The sequence below is a fragment of the Actinomycetospora atypica genome, assembly GCF_042653685.1.
Lineage (GTDB): Bacteria > Actinomycetota > Actinomycetes > Mycobacteriales > Pseudonocardiaceae > Actinomycetospora > Actinomycetospora atypica.
In genome coordinates, this window is record NZ_JBHSIV010000002.1 from 36,518 (window position 1) to 57,432 (window position 20,915).

General features: G+C 74.6%; 17 protein-coding genes. 11 read left to right on the forward strand and 6 right to left on the reverse strand.

Annotated features, from left to right (window positions below):
- Positions 1-82: 82 nt before the first annotated feature.
- Both ACFPBZ_RS01915 and ndk read left to right on the forward strand, forming a co-directional pair.
- Positions 83-994 carry a hypothetical protein gene (locus tag ACFPBZ_RS01915; RefSeq protein WP_378034304.1) on the forward strand — a complete coding sequence of 304 codons (912 nt, stop codon included), beginning with the start codon at positions 83-85 and terminating at the stop codon, positions 992-994.
- Positions 995-1,020: 26 nt separating this feature from the next.
- Entirely contained in the window at positions 1,021-1,428 is a 408-nt protein-coding gene (gene ndk / locus ACFPBZ_RS01920; RefSeq protein ID WP_378034305.1) for a nucleoside-diphosphate kinase, read from the forward strand.
- Here the strand turns inward: ndk and ACFPBZ_RS01925 are convergent.
- Positions 1,409-2,293 carry an alpha/beta fold hydrolase gene (locus ACFPBZ_RS01925; RefSeq protein ID WP_378034306.1) on the reverse strand — a complete coding sequence of 295 codons (885 nt, stop codon included), beginning with the start codon at positions 2,291-2,293 and terminating at the stop codon, positions 1,409-1,411. The genes ndk and ACFPBZ_RS01925 overlap by 20 nt on opposite strands.
- A 59-nt stretch (positions 2,294-2,352) precedes the next feature.
- Here ACFPBZ_RS01925 and ACFPBZ_RS01930 point away from each other — a divergent pair, with 59 nt between their 5' ends.
- The 9 genes from ACFPBZ_RS01930 to ACFPBZ_RS01970 all read left to right on the forward strand — a co-directional run bounded on the left by ACFPBZ_RS01930 (position 2,353) and on the right by ACFPBZ_RS01970 (position 14,486).
- Positions 2,353-4,344, forward strand: a complete 1,992-nt coding sequence (locus tag ACFPBZ_RS01930; RefSeq protein ID WP_378034307.1) for a TIGR03960 family B12-binding radical SAM protein — start codon at positions 2,353-2,355, stop codon at positions 4,342-4,344.
- Complete coding sequence (locus ACFPBZ_RS01935) at positions 4,341-5,186, forward strand: TIGR03936 family radical SAM-associated protein (protein ID WP_378034308.1); 846 nt, start codon at positions 4,341-4,343, stop codon at positions 5,184-5,186. The genes ACFPBZ_RS01930 and ACFPBZ_RS01935 overlap by 4 nt, the downstream gene beginning before the upstream one ends.
- A gap of 128 nt (positions 5,187-5,314) precedes the next feature.
- On the forward strand, positions 5,315-8,527 hold the full coding sequence (locus ACFPBZ_RS01940) for a translation initiation factor IF-2 N-terminal domain-containing protein (RefSeq protein ID WP_378034309.1): 3,213 nt from the start codon (positions 5,315-5,317) through the stop codon (positions 8,525-8,527).
- Between the two features lie 152 nt (positions 8,528-8,679).
- Complete coding sequence (gene rplU, locus ACFPBZ_RS01945; protein WP_378034310.1) at positions 8,680-8,979, forward strand: 50S ribosomal protein L21; 300 nt, start codon at positions 8,680-8,682, stop codon at positions 8,977-8,979.
- Positions 8,980-8,994: 15 nt separating this feature from the next.
- Entirely contained in the window at positions 8,995-9,252 is a 258-nt protein-coding gene (gene rpmA, locus ACFPBZ_RS01950; protein WP_378034311.1) for a 50S ribosomal protein L27, read from the forward strand.
- Positions 9,253-9,348: 96 nt separating this feature from the next.
- The gene (gene obgE, locus ACFPBZ_RS01955) at positions 9,349-10,863 is read left to right on the forward strand and encodes a GTPase ObgE (RefSeq protein ID WP_378034312.1); all 1,515 of its coding nucleotides are present in this window, start codon (positions 9,349-9,351) and stop codon (positions 10,861-10,863) included.
- Positions 10,860-12,002, forward strand: a complete 1,143-nt coding sequence (proB, locus tag ACFPBZ_RS01960; protein ID WP_378034313.1) for a glutamate 5-kinase — start codon at positions 10,860-10,862, stop codon at positions 12,000-12,002. Before obgE ends, proB begins: the two co-directional genes overlap by 4 nt.
- A 33-nt stretch (positions 12,003-12,035) precedes the next feature.
- Complete coding sequence (locus tag ACFPBZ_RS01965) at positions 12,036-13,307, forward strand: aldehyde dehydrogenase family protein (RefSeq protein ID WP_378034314.1); 1,272 nt, start codon at positions 12,036-12,038, stop codon at positions 13,305-13,307.
- 213 nt (positions 13,308-13,520) lie between these two features.
- Positions 13,521-14,486, forward strand: coding sequence for a hypothetical protein (locus ACFPBZ_RS01970; protein ID WP_378034315.1), 966 nt, complete (start codon positions 13,521-13,523; stop codon positions 14,484-14,486).
- Here ACFPBZ_RS01970 and wsfD read toward each other — a convergent pair.
- The 5 genes from wsfD to ACFPBZ_RS01995 form a co-directional block, all read right to left on the reverse strand.
- Complete coding sequence (wsfD, locus tag ACFPBZ_RS01975) at positions 14,471-15,904, reverse strand: glycan biosynthesis hexose transferase WsfD (protein ID WP_378034316.1); 1,434 nt, start codon at positions 15,902-15,904, stop codon at positions 14,471-14,473. The two genes, ACFPBZ_RS01970 and wsfD, sit on opposite strands and share 16 nt — an antisense overlap.
- A 202-nt stretch (positions 15,905-16,106) precedes the next feature.
- Positions 16,107-16,799, reverse strand: a complete 693-nt coding sequence (locus tag ACFPBZ_RS01980; RefSeq protein ID WP_378034317.1) for a ComEA family DNA-binding protein — start codon at positions 16,797-16,799, stop codon at positions 16,107-16,109.
- Positions 16,796-18,310, reverse strand: a complete 1,515-nt coding sequence (locus tag ACFPBZ_RS01985; protein ID WP_378034318.1) for an acyl-CoA synthetase — start codon at positions 18,308-18,310, stop codon at positions 16,796-16,798. The genes ACFPBZ_RS01980 and ACFPBZ_RS01985 overlap by 4 nt, the downstream gene beginning before the upstream one ends.
- A 95-nt stretch (positions 18,311-18,405) precedes the next feature.
- Complete coding sequence (locus ACFPBZ_RS01990) at positions 18,406-18,618, reverse strand: hypothetical protein (protein WP_378034319.1); 213 nt, start codon at positions 18,616-18,618, stop codon at positions 18,406-18,408.
- 28 nt (positions 18,619-18,646) lie between these two features.
- A complete protein-coding gene (locus ACFPBZ_RS01995) occupies positions 18,647-20,782 on the reverse strand; it encodes a RecQ family ATP-dependent DNA helicase (RefSeq protein ID WP_378034320.1) in 2,136 nt (711 codons plus the stop codon).
- Between the last annotated feature and the right edge of the window lie 133 nt (positions 20,783-20,915).

Below are 20,915 nucleotides of genomic sequence, written 5' to 3' on the forward strand. Positions count from 1 at the left end.
AGCGCGACGTCGCGCTCGACATGATCAACTGCCTAGCGGCGAGAAGGTGGAACCGTTCCGGCAGCGCGGCAGTCCACACGACATGGACCTCCGCCAACCCTTCCGCCACACCGACCTCGTCCGGTCCGGCGCGCTCACGCGGCACCACCTCGTCGACGGCCGGTTCCACCGGCTCTTCCCGGGCGTCTCCGTCGACCGCGACGTCGTCGTGACGATGGCCGTGCGCGCGGCCGGGGCCGTGCTCCTGCACCCGGACGCGGTGGTCATGGGCCACGCCGCCGCCGGCCTCTGGGACGCGGAGGCCGACCCGGACGACGTGACGGTGGACCTGGCCGTGGGCGCCGGCGGGCGGCGGACCAGTCCCGGGCTGCGCCTCCACCGCGTCGACCTGCCGGACGAGGAGGTGGCGCCACGCCGGTCCGGCGTCCGGTGTACGACCCCCGCGCGCACCGCGTTCGACCTGGCCCGGTGGCTGCCGCGCGGCGAGGCGGTCGTCGCGATCGACGCCCTGGCCGCCAGGACCGGGCTCCCGCTGGACGACGTCCGGGCGATCGTGGCGGCCCACCCCGGGCAGCGGGACGTCCTGGCGGTGGAGCCGGTGCTCGTCCAGGTCGACCCCCGGAGTCGGGGCGCGGCGCAGTCCCGCCGCCGGGTCCGGCTCCTCGCCCGGGGAGTCCCGGTCCCGCGGGTCGATCAGCGGCTCCTCGATGCCGACGGCGCCCGCGTCGCCGACCTGCCCCTCGCGTGGCCGGAGGCCCGCACGGGCCTCACCGCACAACCCGGGACGGCCCGCCGGGCCCGGGAGATCGGGTGGCAGCTGCTCGAGACCGGGGTGACGGCGCCCGTCGACGGCGTCGTCACCTGGCTCCGGCGCTCGCTCGAGCGGTGGGACCCGCCGCCGCGGGCGGGATCGCCCACCGCACCCCGCCTCCCACCGGCGCCGGAGGGGGACGGAACGTGCGACGGGGGTCTCAGTAGGCTCGTCGAGGCCTGATCGAAGCGTACGAGGAGAGGAGCGCCGTGTCCGACGAGCGCACCCTGGTGTTGGTGAAGCCGGACGGCGTGCAGCGCGGTCTGGTCGGCGAGGTCATCTCGCGGATCGAGCGCAAGGGGCTGCGCCTGGCGTCCCTCGAGCTGAAGGACGTCGAGCGGTCGGTGGCCGAGCAGCACTACGCCGAGCACTCCGAGCGCCCGTTCTTCGGGGAGCTCATCGAGTTCATCACCTCGGGCAAGGTGGCCGCGATGGTGGTCGAGGGCCCGCGGGCGATCGCGGCGTTCCGCCAGATCGCGGGCGGCACCGACCCGGTGGAGAAGGCCACCCCCGGCTCGCTGCGCGGGGACCTGGCGCTGGAGACGGGCTCGAACATCGTGCACGGCTCGGACTCCCCGGAGTCGGCCGAGCGCGAGATCAAGCTCTGGTTCGGCTAGACCTCCCGACCGTCCGCGCGATCCCGTCGATCACGGCGGGCCAGGTCGCGCGGGCGAGGTCGTGGCCCATCCCCGGCAGCTCGAGCAGTTCGGCGCCGGGGACGGCCGCGGCGGTGGCGCGCCCACCCGAGGGGCGGATGACCGTGTCGGCGTCACCGTGCACGACGAGCGCCGGCATCGTCAGGGCCCGCAGGTCGGCCGTGCGGTCGCGCTCGGCCACGCAGGCGGCCAGCTGACGGCCGCCGCCCTGCCCGTCGTGGGGGACGGTCGCCTCCCTGCCGGCCGCCCGACGCATCGTCGTGCGGACGTCCTCGTCGTCCTCCGCGGTGCGGGAGACCGACCCGATCCGCCGGAAGCTGCGGACCATGTCCTCGACGGGGTCGGCCGCGGGCGGGCGGAGGAAGTCGGGCACGCGGCGCCAGGAGACCTTCCCGGTCCGGCCGTCGCCGGGGCGGCCCATGATCGAGGTCAGCGAGAGCGTGCGGCCCGGGTGCCGGATCGCGACCTCCTGGGCCACCATCGCGCCGAGCGAGGCGCCGACCACGTGCGCGGTGCCGCCGTGGGCGTCGATGACGGCCGCGGCGTCGTCGGCCATGTCCCCGAGCGTGTAGACGGGACGCGCGCGCCTCGTCAGGAACCCCCAGGGCGAGATGCCGGGCCCGGTGAGGTGCGTGGACCGGCCGACGTCGCGGTTGTCGAAGCGGACGACGTGCAGGCCGCGGCCGGCGAGGGCGTCGCAGAAGTCCTCGCGCCACCAGTCGTAGCTCAGGCCGAGGCCCATGACGAGCAGGACCGTCGGGTCGGCCGGGTCCCCGGTCGTCGTCGTGCAGAGCCGGATGTCGCCCGCCGCCACGTGTCGTTCCACGGGGCCGAGTTCGGCCGGGTCGTGGGTGTGGTTCGTGACGGCGTCTAGCCTGGAGGACCATGACCGCGTCCACCGTGTCGACCGCGTCCGTGTGGGACCGCCTGGAGCCCCTGCTGCCCCGGGTGCGCAAGCCCGTGCAGTACGTGGGGGGCGAGCGCAACGCGACGGTGACCCCGTGGGAGGACGCCGAGGTCCACTGGGCCCTCTGCTACCCCGACGCGTACGAGGTGGGCCTGCCCAACCAGGGCCTCATGATCCTCTACGAGGTCCTCAACGAGCGGCCCGACGCGCTCGCCGAGCGCACCTACGCCGTGTGGCCCGATCTCGCGGCGCTCATGCGCGAGCACGGCGTCCCGCAGTTCACCGTCGACGGGCACCGCCCGGTGGCGGCCTTCGACGTCCTCGGGGTCTCGTTCGCCACCGAGCTCGGCTACACGAACCTCCTCGAGATCCTCGACCTGGCCGGGATCCCGCTGCACGCGGCCGACCGGACGCTCGACCACCCGTTCGTGCTCGCCGGCGGCCACGCGGCCTTCAACCCCGAGCCGATCGCCGACTTCGTCGACCTCGTCGCGCTGGGCGACGGCGAGGAGGTCGTCGGGGACATCACCGAGGTCGTCAAGGCCGCGAAGGCCGAGGGCCTCGACCGGTGGACGACGCTCGAGCGGCTCGCGGGCGTCCCCGGGGTCTACGTCCCGGCGCTCTACGCGGTCGACTACCGGGCGGACGGGACGATCGCCGCCCTGCGCCCGGTCTCGCCGGCCGCCCCGGCACGCGTGCACAAGCGCACGACGAGCGACCTCGACGACTGGGCCTACCCGAAGAAGCCGCTCGTCCCGATGGCCGAGACCGTCCACGAGCGGATGAGCGTCGAGATCTTCCGCGGCTGTACGCGGGGCTGCCGCTTCTGCCAGGCCGGGATGATCACCCGCCCGGTGCGGGAGCGGTCGAAGCAGGGCATCTCGCAGATGATCGAGACGGGGCTCGAGGCCTCGGGCTACTCCGAGGTCGGCCTGCTCTCGCTCTCCAGCGCCGACCACTCGGAGATCGGCGACATCGCCAAGGGCCTCGCCGACCGCTACGAGGGCACCGGGACGGGCCTCTCGCTGCCCTCCACCCGGGTCGACGCGTTCAACGTCGACCTCGCCGAGGAGCTCACCCGCTCCGGGCGCCGGTCGGGCCTGACGTTCGCCCCCGAGGGCGGCTCCGAGCGGCTGCGGCGCGTGATCAACAAGATGGTCTCCGAGGAGGAGCTCATCAGGACCGTCTCGACCGCCTACGAGCACGGCTGGCGGCAGGTGAAGCTCTACTTCATGTGCGGGCTCCCCACGGAGACCGACGAGGACGTCATGCAGATCGCGACGATGGCCCACGAGGTCGTCCGGGCGGGCCGCCGGGCGTCCGGGCGGGGCGACGTGCGGACGACGGTGTCGATCGGCGCGTTCGTCCCCAAGCCGCACACCCCGTTCCAGTGGGCCGCGCAGACGGCCCCCGAGGTCGTCGACTCCCGGCTGCGGAAGCTCCGGGAGGGCATCAACTCGGAGAAGTCGCTCGGGCGCAACATCGGGTTGCGCTACCACGACGGGCAGCCCTCGCTGATCGAGGGACTGCTCTCGCGCGGCGACCGGCGGGTCGGGGCCGTGATCGAGGCGGTGTGGCGCGACGGCGGGCACTTCGACGGCTGGAGCGAGTACTTCTCGTTCGAGCGGTGGGAGCGGGCCGCGGCCGAGCAGCTCGCGCCGACCGGGGTCGACCTGTTCTGGTTCACCACCCGCGAGCGCGACCAGCACGAGGTCCTGCCCTGGGACCACCTCGACTCGGGTCTCGACCGCGGGTGGCTCTGGGACGACTGGCAGGACGCGCTCGACTCCCGGGAGCAGGACGACTGCCGCTGGACGCCGTGCTTCGACTGCGGCGTCTGCCCGCAGATGGGCACCGAGATCCAGATCGGCCCGACGGCGGGCCCGATGGCCCCCGGCCGGTCGCTGCCGCTGACCCCGGTGGAGACGCGCACGTCGACGCCGGTGCACAACCCCAGGCTGCAGTCGTGACGTTCAAGGGCGAGGCCGCGCACCCGTCGGCCCCGACCGTCTCCAAGGTCCGGGTGCGCTTCGCCAAGCGCGGGCGCGCCCGGTTCAGCTCGCACCGCGACGTCGCCCGGGCGATGGAGTGGGCCCTGCGCCGGGCGGGGGTGCCGGTGTCGCTGTCCCACGGGTTCAGCCCGCACCCGCGGCTCTCGTGGATCGGCGCGGCGCCGACGGGCGCGGCCAGCGAGGCGGAGTTCGTCGAGATCGGGCTCACGGTCGACATCGACCCGGACGACCTCCGGCGCGAGGTCGACGCGGTGCTGCCCGAGGGCCTCGTCGTGCTGGACGTGGTGCGCTCGGGTCCCGGCGCGCTCGCCGACCGGATCGACGGCAGCGAGTGGCGCATCGAGTTCCCCGGGGTGGAGCCCGACGCCCTGGCGGCCGCGGTGGAGCAGGTGCTGGCCACCGAGGTCGTCGAGGTCGAGCGGATGACCAAGAACGGGATGCGCACGCTGGACGTGCGCTCGGCCCTCGTGCGACTCACCGCGGACGCCGTCACGAACCGTCCCGACGAGCGTCACCCGGACGATGGCCGAGCAGGGTACGACGGGACGCCGACACGCCAGATCACGCTCGCCGACCCGCACGCGCGTGCACGGACGGCGGTGTGTGGGACACTGTCGGCGGTCGTACGGCACACCACGCCGGCTGTACGACCCGACGACGTGGTGAGTGCGCTGCGATCCGTCGCCGGGCTGGAGCCGCCCGTCCCCGTCAAGTCGACGCGGACGGCGCAGGGCCGGCTCGACGACGACGGAGCGCTCCTCGACCCGCTCGAGGTGGACCGCGCGGCGACCGGCCGCTGATCCACCCCGTGCGGCACGGCGACCGTAGATGTCGGTGACCACCCGCGGGTGAGCACTCAGGCGGAACCACGCGATGTCCTCGTGTGGCCGCGACCGGACAGGTCGCGCCCGGGGACCGAAGGAGTTGCATGTCGGAGAACGAGGCACAGGGAACTTCTCCCGAGACCTCTTCATCAGGTGTCCGTCCCGACGAGGCCGCGCTGGCCGCGCTGCCCGACAAGCTGCGGGTGCACGCGCTCGCGCGGCTCCTCGGCTCGTCCAGCCGTGAGGTGCTGGCGCTGCTGGCCCGTCTTGGGGTGGCGGCGCGCAGTGCGCAGTCGAGCGTCGACCGGGAGACGGTCTCGCGGGTCGTGGAGGACCTCTTCCCCTCCTCGCCCCCGGCCGCGCCCACGCTCCCCGAGCCCGAGCCCGACCTCGCGGCGGCCGAGCCCGCCCGGCCGGCCGAGCCCGTCGTCACCGGGGCGATCTCGAACGCGCCGAGCGCGCCCGCGGCGCTCTTCCTCGCCCCCGACGTCGCCACCCCCGCGGTCCCCGCCGACGACGAGGAGCCCGCCGCCGGTGGGCGCCGTCGCCGCCGGAGCAGCCGCTCGACCGGCGTGGTGACCCCCTCCACCGAGGTCGAGCCGACGCCGGAAGAGGCCGCCCCCGAGGCGAGCGCCCCCGAGACAACCGCCGACGACACGTCGGGCCCCGACACCGACGGCCAGGACGACGGCGACGACGACTCGGGTCGGCGTCGCCGCCGGCGCGGACGCCGTGGTCGCGGCCGTGGCCGCGGCGGGGACGAGGCCGACGACAACGCCGAGGGCGACGAGTCCACCGACGAGTCGGACGACTCGTCCGAGGAGGGGACCTCCTCCGAGTCCGACGACTCCGACGACGAGTCGGACGACTCCTCGTCGGAGGACGAGTCGGGATCGTCGGACTCGGGGTCCTCGCGCCGCCGGCGTCGTCGCCGTCGCCGCTCGGACGACTCGGGTGAGCCCACCGACGACCCGCCGAACACCGTCACCCACGTCCGCGAGAAGGCCGAGAAGGCCGAGAAGTCGGACAAGGGCGCGTCGGAGAAGTCCGACCGGCGCTCCAGCGACGACGAGGTCCGCGGGGTCAAGGGCTCCACGCGGCTCGAGGCCAAGCGCCAGCGTCGTCGGGACGGTCGGGAGCAGGGGCGGCGCCGCCCGTCGATCCTCTCCGAGTCCGAGTTCCTGGCGCGCCGCGAGGCCGTCGAGCGGACGATGGTGGTCCGTCAGCAGGCCGACCGCAGCCAGATCGGTGTGCTCGAGGACGGCGTCCTCGTCGAGCACTTCGTGGCCGGCATCGGGGCCAACTCCATGGTCGGCAACGTCTACCTCGGGCGCGTGCAGAACGTGCTGCCCTCGATGGAGGCGGCGTTCGTCGACATCGGCCGCGGCCGCAACGCGGTGCTCTACGCCGGCGAGGTCAACTGGGACGCCGCCGGTCTCGACGGCAAGCAGCGCAAGATCGAGCACGCGCTGTCCTCCGGCGACAGCGTCCTCGTGCAGGTGACGAAGGACCCGGTCGGCCACAAGGGCGCCCGCCTCACCACCCAGATCAGCCTGCCCGGCCGCTTCCTCGTCTACGTCCCCGGCGGGGGCGCCACCGGGATCAGCCGCAAGCTCCCCGAGCCCGAGCGCAAGCGCCTCAAGGAGATCCTCAAGCGCATCGTCCCCGACGAGGCCGGGGTCATCATCCGCACGGCCGCGGAGGGCATCGAGGAGGACGAGCTCGAGGCCGACGTGCGCCGTCTCGCGGCGCAGTGGGAGGTCATCGAGCGGACCGGTCAGGACGCCGACGCCAAGAAGGGCAAGGCGCCGACGCTGGTCCACGAGGAGCCCGACCTCCTCATCCGCGTGGTCCGCGACATGTTCAACGAGGACTTCTCCTCGCTGGTCATCTCGGGGGAGCAGGCCTGGGAGACCCTCGAGGGCTACATCTCGCACGTCGCCCCGGAGCTGGTCGGCCGCCTCTCGCGCCACACCGGCCCCGAGGACGTGTTCGCGGCCTACCGCATCGACGAACAGCTGGTGAAGGCGTTGGACCGCAAGGTGTGGCTGCCCTCGGGCGGCACGTTGGTGATCGACCGCACCGAGGCCATGACGGTGGTCGACGTCAACACCGGCAAGTTCACCGGCTCCGGGGGCAACCTCGAGGAGACGGTGACCCGCAACAACCTCGAGGCCGCCGAGGAGGTCGTCCGCCAGCTCCGGCTGCGCGACATCGGCGGCATGATCGTCATCGACTTCATCGACATGGTCCTGGAGTCCAACCGCGACCTCGTGCTGCGCCGCCTCACCGAGTGCCTCGGCCGCGACCGCACGCGTCACCAGGTCGCCGAGGTCACCTCGCTCGGCCTGGTGCAGATGACGCGCAAGCGCGTCGGGCAGGGCCTGCTCGACGAGTTCTCCACGCCCTGCGAGCACTGCAAGGGCCGCGGCGTGATCGTGTCCGACGAGCCGGTGGCCGTCGGCAGCGCCGCGCAGTCGAACGACCAGGGGTCGAAGGGGCCGAACGGCTCGGGCGACCGGAACGGCTCGAACGGCGCCGCCGCGCCGAGCGGCTCGAACGGTGCATCGTCGGAATCGAACGGGAACGGCTCGTCGGGGTCCGGTCGCCGGCGCGGCCGCGGCCGGCGGGGGGCGTCGTCCGAGGGCGGGTCGCCCACGACCGTCGTCGACGCGGTGGTCGGCTCGGCCCCTGTGCCGAGCCCGGCCGAGCTCGCCTCGCGGCGGGCCACGAACGACGACGCCGTCGAGGAGTCGGAGGTCGCCCTCGAGGAGACCCTCGCCGAGGAGTCGACGGGCACGCCCGACGACGCCACGCCGGTGACCGTCCCCGACGACACCGCGACGTCCGTCGACACCGCGACCACCGGGGACGTCGCACCGGTGGCGGCCGAGGAGCCCGAGGTGGCCCTCGAGGAGACGCTGGCCGAGGAGTCGACGGGCACGCCCGACGACGCCGCGCCGGTGGCCGTCGAGGAGCCCGAGGTGGCCCTCGAGGAGACCCTGGCCGAGGAGTCGACGGGCACCCCGGAGCCCGATCGCAAGGTCTCCGCGGCCGAGCCCCTGGCCGACGCGCCCGAGCCGACGGCCGACGAGATCGTCGAGGCCCCGGTCGCGCCGACGTCCGAGGAGCCCGACCAGCCGGTCGTCACGGGACGCATCGGGTCGATCCACACCGCCACCGGCCCGGAGCAGGTCGAGGAGGAGCCGGAGGAGGCCACGCCGGCCGTCCCGGCGCCCGCCGAGCCCGCCGCCCGGCGTCGTCGTCGGGCGGCGTCCCGCCCGGGAGGCCCGCCGGTGGGGGTCGCGGGCAGCTGACCCCGGCCACGATGGAGTCGGACCCGGCAGGTACTGTGGTCCGAGCAGCGTCGGGGTGGAACACCCCGGCGCGCGGTGAGGCGCCCACCTGAGATGCCTCCCGCACACCAGACAGCATGAGACGTCCAGCACGACAGGAGCCTGCGTCCGAGATGTACGCGATCGTGAAGACCGGCGGCAAGCAGTACAAGGTCGCGGTCGGCGACGTCCTCGACGTGGAGCTCCTGGACGGCGACTCCGTCGACCTGCAGCCCGTGCTCGTGGTCGACGGCGCCACCGTCCTGTCCTCGTCGGACGACCTGGCCAAGGTCTCGATCACCGGGAACGTCCTCGGTGTGACCAAGGGCCCGAAGATCAAGATCATGAAGTACAAGAACAAGACCGGCTACAAGCGGCGTGTCGGGCACCGGCAGCGCTACAGCCAGGTCGAGATCACCGGCATCTCGAAGTAAGGGGAGCGAGACACCATGGCTCACAAGAAGGGTGCATCCAGCTCCCGCAACGGTCGCGACTCGAACGCCCAGTTCCTGGGCGTGAAGCGCTTCGGCGGCCAGGTCGTCAAGGCCGGCGAGATCCTCATCCGGCAGCGCGGCACCAAGTTCCACCCGGGCGTCGGCGTCGGCCGCGGCGGCGACGACACGCTCTTCGCCCTCGTCCCGGGCTCCGTCCAGTTCGGTCGCAAGGCCGGGCGCAAGAACGTCAACATCGTGCCGGTCGAGGCCTGATCATCTCCTAGATCGGTCTCACCGACACACCAGTTCCACCGGCGAGGGGCGGGCCCGACGGGCCCGCCCCTCGTTCGTGTGTCAGGAGAGGTTCGCATGGCACGGTTCGTCGACCGCGTGACGCTGCACGTCACCGCCGGGTCCGGGGGGCACGGGTGCACCTCGGTCCGCCGGGAGAAGTTCGTCCCGCTCGGGGGCCCCGACGGCGGCAACGGCGGGCGCGGCGGTGACGTGGTCCTCGTCGTCGACCCCGGTGTGCACACCCTGCTCGACTTCCACCACCACCCGCACGCCGTCGCCGGCAACGGCAAGCCGGGCGCGGGGTCGTTCCGCAACGGTGGCAACGCCGAGGACATCGAGCTCGCCGTCCCCGCGGGCACCGTGGTGCTCGACGCCGACGGCGAGGTGCTCGGCGACCTCACCAACCAGGGCATGCGCTTCGTCGCGGTGCAGGGCGGCCGCGGCGGGCTCGGCAACGCGGCACTCGCGAGCCCGGCGCGCAAGGCCCCGGGCTTCTCGCTGCTGGGGGAGCCGGGGGAGACCCGCGACCTGGTGCTCGAGCTGCGCTCGATGGCCGACGTCGGGCTGCTCGGGTTCCCCTCGGCCGGGAAGTCGTCGCTGGTCAGCGTGCTGTCGGCGGCGCGGCCGAAGATCGCCGACTACCCGTTCACCACGCTCACCCCGCAGCTCGGGGTGGTCAGCGCGGGCGACACGACGTTCACCGTCGCCGACGTGCCGGGCCTGATCCCGGGGGCGTCGGGCGGCAAGGGCCTCGGCCTCGACTTCCTGCGCCACATCGAGCGCTGCTCGGTGCTGGTGCACGTGGTCGACTGCGCGACCTTCGAGACCGAGCGCGACCCGGTGTCCGACATCCGGGCGCTCGAGGCCGAGCTCGCCGCCTACACCCCGGGGCTGGGCACCGACATGTCCACCCGGCCGCGGATCGTGGCGCTCAACAAGATGGACGTGCCCGACGCGGCCGACCTCGCCGAGCTCGTGCGCCCCGACGTCGAGGCCTTCGGCTGGCCCGTCGTCGAGATCTCGACCGCGGCGCACACCGGGCTGCGCGAGCTGACGTTCCTCATGGCCGGGGCGGTCGCGGAGGCGCGGGCCACCGCGCTCGTCACCGTCCCGCCGCGCCAGGTCATCCGGCCCACCGCGGTCGACGACACCGGCTTCACCATCGAGCCCGACACCGGCGACGACGTCGACGGCCCGGCCTGGCTGGTCCGCGGCGAGAAGCCCGAGCGCTGGGTCCGCCAGACCGACTTCGCCAACGACGAGGCGGTGGGCTACCTCGCCGACCGGCTCGCGAAGCTCGGGGTCGAGGAGGCGCTGGCCGAGGCCGGGGCCTCGCCCGGCGACATGGTGACGATCGGCGTGCACACCTTCGACTGGGAGCCCTCGACGCCGGCGGGCATCGCGGCGCTCGGCGGACACATCCGCGGCACCGACGCGCGGCTCGACGGCGTCGGGCGCGCCGACCGCGCGTCCGCCGCGGAGCGCAAGGCGGCCAAGAAGGACCGCCGGCGGCACCGCGACGACGCCGAGCTCGGGGTCCCGAGCTGGGTCGACGGCGGGGACCCCTACGTGCGCGACACCGGCGAGTGAGCGCCCGGGGTGCCGTCGCGGGGGCGCGGCGGCTCGTCGTGAAGGTCGGTTCGTCCTCGCTCTCCAGCGTTTCCGGCGGGCTCGACGTCTCCCGGCTCGACGCCCTCGTCGACGCCGTGGCGTCCCGGGCCGCGACCGGCACCCAGGTGGTCCTCGTGTCGTCCGGGGCGATCGCGGCGGGCCTCGCCCCGCTGGGGTTCGCCCGCCGCCCCCGCGACCTGGCCTCACAGCAGGCCGCCGCGTCGGTGGGGCAGCTGCACCTGACGCGGGCCTACGCCGACGCCTTCGCCCGGCACGACCGCGTGGTCGGCCAGGTGCTGCTCACCAGCCACGACGTCGTGCGCCGGGCGCCCTACCGCAACGCCCAGCGCACCTTCGAGCGGCTGCTCGGGCTCGGGGTGGTCCCGGTGGTCAACGAGAACGACACGGTGGCCACCGACGAGATCCGCTTCGGCGACAACGACCGCCTCGCCGCCCTCGTCGCGCACATCGTGGGCGCGGACGCGCTCGTGCTGCTCTCCGACGTCGACGGCGTGTACGACGACGACCCCCGCGCCCCCGGCGCGTCCATGCTCGACGAGGTGGCCGGCGTCTCCGACCTCGAGCGGGTCCGGGTGGCCCGGCCGGGGGCGGGCGCGGTCGGCACCGGCGGCATGGCCTCGAAGCTCGCCGCCGCCGACCTGGCCTCCGGGGCGGGCGTCCCCGTGCTCGTGGCCGGGGCGGCCGAGGCCGCGGCGGCGCTCGGGTCCGGCGACGTCGGCACCGTGTTCGCCCCCACCGGGCCCCGCCTCTCGGCGCGCCGCTTCTGGCTGCGCCACATGGCGGGCTCGCGCGGGCGGCTCCATCTCGACGACGGCGCGGTGCGGGCGGTCACCTCCGGTCCGGCGTCGACGCGCCGCTCGCTGCTCGCGGCGGGGATCACCGGCTCGGACGGGGACTTCGAGGCGGGCGACGTCGTGGAGCTCGTCGGCCCGCACGGGGAGACCGTGGCCCGCGGCGTGGTGGCGTTCGACGCCGAGGAGATGCCGGAGCTGGTGGGCCGCAAGACCCGCGATCTCGCCCCCGAGCATCGTCGGGAAGTGGTCCACGCCGATGACCTCGTGCCCGTGCGGGGCCGCGCGGCCGCCACCACGGGCTGATCAGCACGGGGGACCGGTCGGCATACTGGTCGGATGACCAGCACGCCCCTCCGCGCCACGCCGGCCGACATCGTCACCGACTGCGGCGAGCGCGCCGCGGCGGCGGCCCCGGCGATGGCCGCCGCGACCGACGCGCAGATCGCGGCGGCGCTGCGGGGCATGGCCGACCTGCTCCTCGCGAAGGCGCCCACCCTGGCCACCGCGAACGCAGCCGACGTGGAGGCCGCGGTCGACGCGGGGATGACCGGCGCCCTGCTCGACCGGCTGCGGCTCGACGAGGCCCGCCTGGAGTCGATGGCCGACTCGCTGCGGGAGCTCGCCGAGATCGGGGTGCCGCCGCGCGACGTGGTGGTCGAGGAGCGCCCGGACGGGCTGCGGCTGATCGAGCGGCGGCGCCCGGTCGGCGTGATCGGGGCGAACTTCGAGGCACGCCCCAACGTCGTCGTCGACGTGGCCTCGCAGCTGGTGAAGTCGCGCAACGCGGGGGTGCTCCGCACCGGCGGCGCCGCCCTCGCGTCGGCGACCGCGCTGATGGCCGACGTCGTCGGGCCCGCGCTCGACGCGGCCGGGCTGCCCGCGGACGCGGTGACCCTCGTGGGCGACGCGAGCCGGGAGTGCGCCGTCGAGCTCGTGCGCCGGCCGGGCCTGATCGGCCTGGTGATCCTGCGCGGCTCCGGGGAGACCACCCGCTCGCTCGGGCTGGAGGCCGCGAAGCACGGCGTCCGCACCCTCGCCCACGCCGACGGCGGCGGCGTCCTCTACGTCGACCGGGCCGCCGACCCGGCGCTGACGGCCACCCTCGTCTCGTCCTCGGTCGACCGGCTCGGCGTGTGCAACCGGCTGAACCTGCTGCTCGTCGACGCCCCGCAGTGGGAGACGGTCACCCCGATCCTCGTCGAGATGCTCCGCGACGCCGACATCCACGCCTCGCTGCCGCCGCACGCGCACCCGCTGGGCCACGAGTGGGCCCTCGACGACGGCCACGAGGCCACCGTGACGATCGCCCCGGCCGACGGGCCCGCCGACGCCGCCGCGATCGCGAACCGGGAGACCTCGGGCCTGGCGGCGACGATCGTGACGGCCGACGAGGCCGCGGCCCGCACCTTCCTCGACACCTACGCGGGGACCGGCGCCTTCTGGAACGCGACCACGCGCCTGCTCGACGGCTACAAGCTGCGCCGGGTGCCGGAGACGGGCATCAACGTCGACCACGTTCCCGGCCCGCGCGGGCCGGTGGTGTTCACCGACCTCGTCCTGCGGCAGTTCGTGGTGGTGCCCGCGTCGACGGCGGTCGGCCGGAGCTGAACAGTTGCGCCGGGCGGGCCCCCGGGGGCCCGCCCGGCCGCGACCGGACGGGGCAGCGTCCGGCCGCTCCCCCCAGGTGCGGCCGAAGCCGTACGCCTCGACCGCCCCAGTGATACCGGGGGCCGGACACCGGCGGCACCCCGCCGGGATTGATCGAGAAAACGACCGCTCCGACCAGGTATTTCTCCCGGCCCGGTGGGGCACTGTCTCCTCGTGCCCGACTACAGGGAGCGTCGCGCGGGGGAGCCGGGACGCCGCCCGGAGCCCGTCGCCCGCGACGGGAGCCCCCGCCGCGAGCTGGCGTACTGGTTGCGCGGCGCGGTGGAGGACCACGGCGGCGCCACCCTCGACCGCATCCTGCGCGCCCTGCCCGACGAGGCCCGGCTCAGCCGCTCGGCCCTCGGCAAGGCGCTGCGCGGCGACACCTTCGGCGACCTCGCGCTCGTGCTGGGGGTCCTGCGGGCGGTGGGTGCCGACGAGGCAGAGCTCGAGGCCTGGAGGTCCTACTGGGCCTCCCTCGACGACCTCGAGTCGCGGCGCCGCCGGGGCGAGCAGGTCGTCGCCCCCGAGCCGCCGTGGGCCGGTGCGGGTCCCCCCGGTCCGGACGAGCCCCGTCCAGACGAACCCACCGCCGCCGCGTCCGGTCCACCGGCCGACCCATCGGTTGACCCGGCGGGCCGCCCGCGGCGGTCCTGGTTGCTCGTCGGCGTTGGACTCCTCCTCGGCTGCGCCCTCACCCTCGCCGCGCTCGCGTTCTCCCGGGGGGTCACCAGCGCGGCGGCCACCGAGGGACCGGCCGGGGCCACGATCATCACGCCCGCCACCACCACGGTGCCCCGGACGTTCCGGGTGGCGGGCTCGTCCCACGACCTCCCGCCCGGCACCCTGCTCTGGGCCACGACGTTCGACCCGGGCACCGGGCGGTTCTTCCCGCAGGACAAGCCGTGCGTCACCCGCGCCGACGGCACCTTCGACTGCGGGCAGTACTACCTCGGGGTCCAGGACGCCCCGGACACCGCGACCTACCGGATCGACGTGTTCGTCGCCGACGCGGGCGCCTCGAACGCGCTGCTGCAGTACCAGATCGACAAGGGCGGACCCGACGGGCCGAACCCCGGCATCGCGACCCTTCCGACCGGGACGTCGACGATCTTCACGCGGTCCTACACGCGGTTCTGACGCCGGAACCGCGCGGTGAGCCCGACGACCGCGGCCGCCCCACCGGTCACGCCGGCCGTCAGGACGAGGTAGGACGCGAGCCACACGTGCTTGGACAGCTCGTAGTAGCCGTCGCCGAGCACGGCCAGCCCGACGACGCCCAGCGCGAGGAGGGCGCACGCGCCCGCGGTCCGGACGAGGCCCAGGGCCAGCGGGTCCGCGCGGCGCGCGCGGGGGAGGACGGTGGCGGCCGCCGCGGCGAGAGCGGCCAGCACCACGGCGGCCGGGAGCCAGCCGACGGCGATCGCGTCGAGCCAGCGCACCAGCAGCGCGGTCTGCGGGCCGGCCTCCGGGTACACGGTGCGGCCCTCGAAGTGCTCCGGCGCGGTGCCGCGCGGCTCCGAGGGCAGGTAGTCCAGCTGCGGACGCATCGTCGCGGTGAGCCCCCGGCCGACCATGGTCACGAGCGCCCCGGGGTGCTCGGCGAGCAGCGCCCGGGCCGCGCCGCGGGCCTCGTCGGGACGGTCCTCGATCGCCGTCGTCCACCCCGGGATGCCCCGGCCGCCGGCCCAGTAGAAGCCCTCGCCGGAGTGCGCGGCCGCGGCCGGGGGCAGCCCGACGGCGGGGAGGACGACGTCGGGGCCGAGCTCCGGCAGCAGCGCGGTGAAGATCAGGTTGTGGGCGTTGACCGTCGCGTAGCTGCGGTCCTGGCCCTCGACCGCCTGCGCCACCGGGCTCGCGGCCCCGGCCAGCAGGGCCAGCGCGACGAGCGGGCCGGCGAGGCGCCACCCTCGTCGTCCGGACGGGCTCCGGACGACCACGAGCGCGGCGCAGGCCGCCGCCACCAGGGCGATCGGGACGAAGCCGGGCTTCGCGGTGGCGCCCACGAGCCCGCCGAGCCCGAGCAGGCCGAGGGCCACCAGACGCTGCCACCGCTGCTCGGGCCGGGTCCCGGCCGCCACGAGCAGCCCGACGACCAGCCAGACCACCGCGACCAGCGCGGTCGGCTCCGCGTAGAGCGACACGAGGAACCGCGACCACCACGACGCGGCGAGCAGGCCGACCAGCGGGATGCCGACGAGCAGCGCCCGCGACGGCCGGACGGAGGCGAGCACCGCGCCGCCGAGGCCGACGGCGAGGGCGGCGAGGCCCGCGAGCAGCCAGGCGTAGGAGGTCAGCGACCAGACCCCGGGGCCGGCGGGGACCACCAGCCCGAGCAGGGTCGCGGCCGACGACGGCGCGGTGGTGCAGGGGGTCCCGCCGGTGGTGAACGACGTGACCACCACCCCGCGCCAGAGCGAGAACCCCGACGGGGTGTCGGGGGTGAGGCCGGCGGTGCAGAAGAGCCGGTAGGCGTCGCCGTTGTCGCCGACGCCGATCAGGCCGCCGCCGAGCCCCGGCAGGGTCAGCAGGCCGATCCGCAGGGCGACGCCGAGCATGGTCGTGAGTCCGAGCGCGAGGCCCGCCGCCACCGGGACGGCGACGGCGCGGGGGATCGCGCGGGCGGCGGAGACGAGGTCGGTCCCGGCCTCGACGGCCTTCGCCCGGACGCGACCACGGGGGAGGAAGGTCGACTGGTCGATCGGACGACCCTACGAGGCGCCCCCGGTCGTCACTCATCCGGGTGGGCCCCGCGTGTCGCTACACGACGATCCCGCGGTCCCGGACGCGGTCCCACACCTCGACCGGCAGGTCGGTGTAGGAGAACACGTCGTCGACCGCGGCGAACCGTCCGGCCGCCTGGCGGGCCTGCACGATGCGGGCCGCCTGCACGGGCTCGATCCCGCAGAGCTGCGCGACGACGGGCGCGGGCGCGCTGTTGAGGTCGACCAGACCGCCGTCGTCGTAGTCGCGGGGCAGGTCGGGCCGCCCGATCCGCAGCTCGTGGGCGAGCAGGGGGTCGTTCGCGGCGAGGGCCCGGGCCTCCTGGCGTCGCTGCCGCCCGGCCATGGCGCGGGCGACGGCAGGGTCGGTACCGGTGGGGGCTGCCTGGCGGACCGGGGCGTCCCGGCCGTAGATCTGGGTGCGCAGCACGATCAGCCCGACGAGGCCGCCGATCAGGACGATCACGATGAGCAGCCCGCCGATCGCGGACGCCGCTCCGGTCGCTCTCCCCGTGGCGTCCTCCGGAGCCGTGCCGATCAGGACGAAGGCCAGGATGGTCAGGACGAGGACCGCCGCGGCGAGCAGCGCGTGCCCGGCCCGTCGGGACACGGTGGCCGCGGCCGTGAACGGGACGACCGCCAGGACGCCGACGCTCAGCACGTGGACGAAGAACCACCAGCCGCCGCGGGTGAACCAGTTCCCCCGGGTCGGCGCACCCGGGGTGGTCACACCTTGTCCCGCAGGACGCGCTTGAGCAGCTTCCCCGACTGGTTGCGGGGCAGCTCGGCGATCAGGTGCACCGCCTTGGGCACCTTGAACTTCGCGAGCCGGGCCTTCGCGTGCTCGATGAGGGCGTCCGCGTCGAACCCCTCGGCGTGCTCGGGGCGCAGGACGACGAAGGCGGTCACCGCCTCGATCCAGCGGTCGTCGGGCGTGCCGATCACCGCGACCTCGGCGACGGCCTCGTGGGTGTAGAGCGCGTCCTCCACCTCGCGGGAGGCGACGAGGATGCCGCCGGTGTTGATGACGTCCTTGATGCGGTCGACGACCGTGATGTAGCCCTGCTCGTCGATCCGGACGAGGTCGCCGGAGTGGAACCAGCCCTCGCGGAACGCCTCCGCGGTCTCCTCGGGCTTGTCCCAGTAGCCCTCGCAGAGCTGCGGGGAGCGGTAGACGACCTCGCCGGCCTCGCCCGGGGCGACGTCGCGGCCCTCGTCGTCGATCACCCGCAGCTCGACGAACAGCACGGGGCGCCCGCAGGAGTCGGGGCGCTCGTCGTGCTCCTCGGGCTGCAGCACCGTGGCCAGCGGGCCGATCTCGGACTGGCCGAAGCAGTTGTAGACGCCGAGCTCGGGGAGCTGCTCGCGCAGCCGCGCGAGGATCGGGCCCGGCATGATCGACGCGCCGTAGAACGCCTTGCGCAGGCTCGACAGGTCGCGGGTGGCGAAGTCGGCGTGGTTGACCGCCGGGACCCACACGGTGGGCGCGAGGAACAGGGCCCCGATGCGGTCGGCCTCGATCCGGCGGAGGATCTCGGGGACGTCGGGCGCCTCCATCAGATGGTTCGTGGCCCCGACCGCCAGGTACGGCATCATGAACAGCTGCATTCCCGCCGAGTGGTAGAGCGGCATCGCGTGCAGCGGCTCGTCGTGCTCGGTCATCCCGAGGGCGTGGATCCCCGAGACGTACTCGTGCACCAGACCGCGGTGGGTCATCATCGCGCCCTTGGGCTTCGACGTGGTGCCGCTGGTGTAGAGCAGCTGCGCGAGGTCGCCGTCGTCGACCGTCACGTCGATCTCCGGGACCTCGCCCGTGCGCGCCGCCTCGAGCAGGCTGCCGGGCGCGTCGCGCATCGGGACGACCTGCCCGGGGCGCTGGGTCAGTGCCTCGACGTTGGCGGCGAGGGCGGGGTCGACGACCAGCACCCGGCTGCCCGACTGCTCGACGAGGTAGGCGAGCTCCTCCCCGGTCAGCGCGTAGTTGATCGGCACGTGCACGGCGCCGATCCGCGCCGCCCCGAGGAAGCTCAGCAGGTAGGCGTCGGAGTTGCGGCCGTAGGCGGCCACCCGGTCGCCCTGCACCACCCCGAGGGTGCGCAGCCACCCGGCCGTGCGGCTGACGGCGTCGTCGAGCTCGGCGTAGGTCCAGGTCCGGTCGGCGAAGAGCAGCGCGGTGCGCCCGGGGGTGCGGCGGGCGCTGCGGCGCAGGACGGCGTCGACGGTGTTCGCGCGGGTGTCCACTTCGGGGCCTTTCCGGTCCTGGGCGGGTGCCGGCTCACTCTCGCCGGTCGTCGGGGGCTCGTCCAGCACCGGGAGCCCGGGCGTGGAGCCCCGGGTCAGCGCCTCGTCCGGCGCGTGTCGCGCCGGAAGAGGCCACCCGAGGCCACCAGGAGTCCGAGGACCACGAGCACGATCCCGATGACCAGCCAGAGCCGCTGCCCGGTCATGAAGCTGCCGCCCACCAGGCCGATGCCCTGCAGGGTGAACAGCAGGCCGAGCAGGGCGGCGACGATGCCGACGATCCGGAGCGGGGTGCGGGCGCGGCTCATGGGTCGACCCTAGAGAACGTGGGCACGATCAGATGGTCGTCGTCAGGGTGAACGGCAGCACCGCGGGCGCCCCGGCGCGGCGCAGCAGCATCGCCGCGACCGTGAGGGTCCACCCCGAGTCGGACACGTCGTCGATCAGCAGCACCGGGCCGGCGTCGAGGCCCTCGAGGCCTCGGGGCACCGAGAGCCGGCCGTACACCTCGGCGAGGCGCTGGGCCGAGTTCGGCGGCTCGGGCTCCGACTCGTCCTCCGGGTCGACGTAGAGCGGGGGAGCGGTGTCGGCCAGCGCCCCGAGCAGCGGCAGCCGGCCGATCGAGGCGATCCGCTGCGCGAAGCTCTCGACGAGCGCGGGCCGCCCGCGGCTGGGCAGCCACACGATGCCGGTGGGGCGCTCGGCCCACCCCCAGGTCTTGAGGACGACGACGGCGGCGTCGACCACCGCGTCGGGCACGAGGTCGTCGCCGCGCAGCAGCGGGCGCAGCCGCGGCCCCCACCCGACGTCGGTGAGCCGCCCGATCGCGCGGCCCTCCTCGGCGGCCTCCTCGGGCTTGATCTTGCCCTTGAGCGGCACGTTCAGGGCGTCCATCCCGCTCGGCCACTGCTTGCGTGCCGCGAGGGGCACCCCGGGCCGGTCGAGGACCTCCTGGGCCTGCACGCGGACGTCCTCGCCGATCGAGCCGTCGTAGTACGGGCCCGTGCAGTTGTCGCAGCGCCCGCAGGGGGTGGCGCCGGGATCGTCGAGCTGGCGGCGCAGGAACTCCATCCGGCAGCTCGTGGTGTCGATGTAGTCGAGCATCGCCTGCTGCTCGGCGCGCCGGGCCTTCGCGAGCCCGGAGTAGCGGCGCCCGTCGTACTCCCAGGGCTCGCCCGTGGCCTCCCAGCCGCCCTTGACGCGCTTCACGGCGCCGTCGGTGTCGAGCACCTTGAGCATCATCTCGAGGCGCCCGCGCGACAGCTCGACGCGCGGCTCGAGCGCCGCGGTGGAGAGTGCGCGCCCCGCGGCCGTGCTGTCCCTGAGCACCGAGAGCGCCACCCGCACCTGCGGCTCGGCGGGGAAGGCGAGCGAGGCGAAGTAGGCCCAGATGTCGCGGTCCTCCGGGCCGGGGAGCAGCAGCACCTCGGCGCGCTCCACGCCACGGCCGGCACGGCCGATCTGCTGGTAGTAGGCCACCGGCGACTGCGGGGCCCCGAGGTGCACGACGAACCCGAGGTCGGGCTTGTCGAACCCCATGCCGAGCGCGGAGGTGGCCACGAGGGCCTTCACGCGGTTGGCCAGCAGGTCGTCCTCCGCGCGCTCGCGCTCCGCCGGGTCGGTCTTGCCGGTGTAGGCGGCGACGGCGTGGCCGCGCTCGCGCAGGAACGCCGCCAGCTCGTCGGCGGCCGACACCGTCAGCGTGTAGACGATGCCCGAGCCCGGCAGGTCGTCGAGGTGCTGGGCGAGCCAGGCGAACCGGTCGGCCCCCTTCCAGAGCGGGAGAACGTTGAGGCGCAGGGACTCGCGGTCGAGCTCGCCGCGCAGCACCAGGGCCTCGTCCTGCGCCGTCCCGACCCCGAGCTGCTCGGCCACGTCGCTGGTCACCCGGTCGTTCGCCGTGGCCGTGGTGGCGAGCACCGGTACGCCGTCGGGCAGCTCGGAGATCAGCGTGCGCAGCCGCCGGTAGTCGGGCCGGAAGTCGTGCCCCCAGTCGGAGATGCAGTGCGCCTCGTCGACCACGAGCAGCCCGGCGGTCCGCGAGAGCTCGGGGAGCACCTGGTCGCGGAACTCCGGGTTGTTCAGCCGCTCGGGGCTGACGAGCAGCACGTCGACCTCGCCCGCCCGGACCTGGGCGTAGACCTCCTGCCAGCCCTCGGTGTTCGCCGAGTTCACCGTGACGGCGTGGATGCCCGCCCGGCCCGCAGCCTCGATCTGGTTGCGCATCAGGGCCAGCAGCGGGCTGACGATCACGGTGGGCCCCTTGCCGCGGGCGCGGAGCAGCGCGGTGGCGACGAAGTACACGGCCGACTTGCCCCACCCGGTGCGCTGCACGACCAGCGCGCGCCGGCCGTGCGCCACGAGCGCCTCGATGGCGCGCCACTGGTCCTCGCGCAGCACGGCCTCGGGACCGGCCAGGCGCTGCAGGGTCGCCTCGGCGTCGGCGCGCAGGTCGGACACCACGGAAGTCATGGTGACCACGAAAGCACAGGGGTCCGACACCGTGGGCCGGGATGCGGGCCCTTGACACCGTCCGACGAGCTGCATGCAATATATCGCATGCCGAGGTCGTCGTGTCCGGGCGATCGGCTCATCCCGACCTGGA

Bases quoted from the DNA above. Each gene is read 5' to 3' on its own strand.
- ACFPBZ_RS01995 (WP_378034320.1), bottom strand. From the start codon at position 20,782: ATGACTTCCGTGGTGTCCGACCTGCGCGCCGACGCCGAGGCGACCCTG.
- ACFPBZ_RS01940 (WP_378034309.1), top strand. From the start codon at position 5,315: ATGTCGGAGAACGAGGCACAGGGAACTTCTCCCGAGACCTCTTCATCA.
- ACFPBZ_RS01990 (WP_378034319.1), bottom strand. From the start codon at position 18,618: ATGAGCCGCGCCCGCACCCCGCTCCGGATCGTCGGCATCGTCGCCGCC.
- rplU (WP_378034310.1), top strand. From the start codon at position 8,680: ATGTACGCGATCGTGAAGACCGGCGGCAAGCAGTACAAGGTCGCGGTC.
- wsfD (WP_378034316.1), bottom strand. From the start codon at position 15,904: ATGCTCGGCGTCGCCCTGCGGATCGGCCTGCTGACCCTGCCGGGGCTC.
- ACFPBZ_RS01965 (WP_378034314.1), top strand. From the start codon at position 12,036: ATGACCAGCACGCCCCTCCGCGCCACGCCGGCCGACATCGTCACCGAC.
- rpmA (WP_378034311.1), top strand. From the start codon at position 8,995: ATGGCTCACAAGAAGGGTGCATCCAGCTCCCGCAACGGTCGCGACTCG.
- ACFPBZ_RS01930 (WP_378034307.1), top strand. From the start codon at position 2,353: ATGACCGCGTCCACCGTGTCGACCGCGTCCGTGTGGGACCGCCTGGAG.
- obgE (WP_378034312.1), top strand. From the start codon at position 9,349: ATGGCACGGTTCGTCGACCGCGTGACGCTGCACGTCACCGCCGGGTCC.
- ACFPBZ_RS01915 (WP_378034304.1), top strand. From the start codon at position 83: ATGGACCTCCGCCAACCCTTCCGCCACACCGACCTCGTCCGGTCCGGC.